Genomic DNA, 2,914 nt, shown 5'->3' with positions numbered 1-2,914 from the left:
CCGCGGGTTTGGGGGGAGCGGCGCTGGCGGGGGGGGGGGCGCCGCGCGGCCGCAGGCGGCGGCGAGCAGGAGAAGGAAGCTGGCGAAGGCAGGCAGGCGGAGCGCAGACATGTCTGCGCGTGTATCGTTACACTATTGCATTTTCAAGGCGCCGTTCACCCTTGGACGCGGCCGGCTGAAAAGCTAAGGCTGGAATGACACCGGATGCAGAAAGACTTCGCTCCCCCATGACTGAAACGGCCCGGACGCTGATTGGCATTGACCTTGGTACGACGAACTCGCTGGCGGCGGTGTTCACGGACGACGGGCCGCAGCTGATTCCCAACAGCCTGGGGGATTTCCTGACGCCGTCTGCGGTGGGCTACGGCGATGATGGGGCGCTGCTGGTGGGGCGGGCGGCGAAGGACCGGCTGTTGACGCACCCGGCGCTGACGGCGGCGCGGTTCAAGCGGCACATGGGCACCAATCATGAAATGGTGCTGGGCAAGAAGGCTTTCCGGGCGGAGGAGCTTTCCTCTTTTGTATTGCGCGCGCTGAGGGCAGATGCGGAGGCCTTTCTCGGGCAGGAGGTAGACGAGGCGGTGATCTCGGTGCCGGCCTACTTCAACGACATCCAGCGCAAGGCAACGATCACGGCGGCGGAGTTTGCGGGCCTGAAGGTGAACCGGCTGATCAACGAGCCGACGGCGGCGGCGCTGGCTTATGGGCTGCAGGACCGGCAGGGGGAGTCGACGTTTCTTGTCGTGGATCTGGGCGGCGGGACGTTTGATGTGTCCATCCTGGAGATGTTTTCAGGGGTGATGGAGGTGCGTGCCTCGGCGGGGGACGCGTTCCTGGGCGGAGAGGACTTCACGGACGCGCTGGCGATGGAGCTGGGGCGGCAGATCGGCGTAAAGCCGGAGGATGTGAGCCGGGAAGACGGCGCGCGCTTACGCGCGCTGGCGGACCGGATGAAGGTTCATTTGAGCGAGGCGCCGGAGACGCGGGCCGAGTTCGCGTTAAAGGGCGAGGCGCGGGGCGTGAGCAGCACGCGGGAGAAATTCGACGAGATTACCGACCCGATCCTGAAGCGGCTGCGCCTGCCGATCCAGCGGGCAATTTCAGATGCAAGCCTGAAGGCGGACGACCTGCACCGGATCATCACGGTGGGCGGAGCAACGCGGATGCACGCGGTGCGCCAGCTGGTGACGCGGCTGTTCAAGCGATTCCCGGAATATTCGATCGACCCGGACCATGTGGTGGCGCTGGGCGCAGCGGTGCAGGCGGGACTGGCAGCCCGGCACACGGCGCTGGAGGATGTGGTGATGACGGATGTCTGCCCGTTCACACTGGGCTTCGAGACCTCGATCCAGGTGAGTGAGGGAAAGTACGAGCACGGACAGTTTTCGCCGATGATCGAGCGCAATACAGTGGTGCCGGTATCGAAGGCGGATGTAATCTCGCCGCTGCATCCGAACCAGCACGAGATTGCGCTGCGCATCTATCAGGGCGAGAGCCCGTTCGTGAAAGACAATATCCTGATCGGCACGCTGCACATTCCTCTTCGCGGCGGACCCAAGGACGACAAGTCCGTGGAGCTTCGCTATACCTATGATACGTCCGGCGTGCTGGAGGTGGAGGCGACACCGCTGGCGACAAAGAAGACGGAGCGGCTCGTCATCGAGGGCAATCCGGGTAGCCTGCCCCGCGCCGAGATCGAGAAGCGGCTGAAGGCGCTGAGCGCCATCAAGATCCACCCGCGCGAGCAGCAGGAGAATGCGGCGCTGATCGCGCGGCTGCGGGCGGCTTATGAAAACCTTCTGGGCGACCGGCGCCAGTCCGTAGGCAGACTGATTGCCGAGTTCGAGGGCGTGCTTTCGCGCCAGGATGTGCGCGAGATCAGCGAGACGCGCCGGCAGATCGAGCGAATCATCGGCAATTTCGAACGCGATGATGTCTTCTGATCCGTTCAAACTTCTGGAACTGGACCGGTCGACGGCGACGGACGCCGATGTGCGCCGGGCCTATGCAGCGAAGCTGAAACTGACGCGGCCTGAGGATGACCGGGCGGGGTTCATGGCGCTGCGCGCGGCGTTTGAGCGGGCCCGGAACGAAGTGCGCCGGCGCGGCGGCGATGGCGAAGATGCGCAGAACCACAGCCCACCTGACGCTTATGGGCAGTCTTCAGCAGAAACAGGCCGGGAGGCTGGGTCGGCGCCGGATGCCCAGCTGCAGGAGTATTCGGTTCACAATTCCGAACTTCCTCAAGTCGAACTTGCTCAGGAGTACGAAGGCGAAGATTATGGCGAAACGCCAAGCGCGGCGCAGATGGAATTTGGCTGCCGCATAAATTCGGCCCATGAGCGGCTCGTCGAATTGCTCACACGCGGCGCTTATGGCGCCGCGGCGCGCGATATTCTGCAGGTGATCGATGACGCGGATGTGGCAGGCATCGAGGAGTATCAGGCGATGCAGTGGAAAGTGCGCGGTTTCCTCTGTGACCGGACCGGTTTCAATCTGCAGCCGCAGGTGATGCGGGCTCCGGATTGGCTGACGCTGGACGTGCTCGACGCGCTGGACCAGTATTATGGCTGGTCGAGGCAACCGGTGATGAATGGCTGGGTGCGGCAGCTGAATGACTGGCTGGTGCGGGTGCGCCGTGAGCTGGCACTGGCGGCCATGCCGGCGACAGACAGCAAGCAGGCCCGGCTGGCCGAAGCGAAGGCAGACCTGTTCGGCGCGAAGGACGGCGAGCGGCGGGGCGGCGAGGCTGGCGGCGAGGCTGGCGGCGGGGCGATCTGGCTGTGGGTTGGCGCCGGCATCCTGATCAGCCAGGTCGTGCGTTTCTTCATGTCGGCGGGCGGTAGCTGACGCCGGGTCAGGACTGTTGCGGGCAGGAGAACGCGGCTAAATTTGCAGATGGATGCGGGCGAGC

At 64.6% G+C, this 2,914-nt stretch carries 2 protein-coding genes; both read left to right on the top strand.

Features of this window, described 5'->3' with window-relative positions; all coding sequences use genetic code 11:
* Positions 1 to 227: 227 nt before the first annotated feature.
* Complete coding sequence (locus tag WEA77_RS10020) at positions 228 to 1,943, top strand: Hsp70 family protein (RefSeq protein WP_368067737.1); 1,716 nt, start codon at positions 228 to 230, stop codon at positions 1,941 to 1,943.
* Entirely contained in the window at positions 1,930 to 2,850 is a 921-nt protein-coding gene (locus WEA77_RS10015) for a hypothetical protein (protein ID WP_368067736.1), read from the top strand. Before WEA77_RS10020 ends, WEA77_RS10015 begins: the two co-directional genes overlap by 14 nt.
* Positions 2,851 to 2,914: the final 64 nt, after the last annotated feature.

Source organism: Hyphomonas sp. (assembly GCF_040882205.1).
In the GTDB taxonomy this organism is placed as follows: domain Bacteria; phylum Pseudomonadota; class Alphaproteobacteria; order Caulobacterales; family Hyphomonadaceae; genus Hyphomonas.
The sequence above is the reverse complement of the archived record's forward strand: the minus strand, read 5'-3'. Positions and strand labels throughout refer to the sequence as shown.

Coding starts and splice junctions, on each gene's coding strand:
- WEA77_RS10015 (WP_368067736.1), top strand. CDS start 1,930: ATGATGTCTTCTGATCCGTTCAAACTTCTGGAACTGGACCGGTCGACG.
- WEA77_RS10020 (WP_368067737.1), top strand. CDS start 228: ATGACTGAAACGGCCCGGACGCTGATTGGCATTGACCTTGGTACGACG.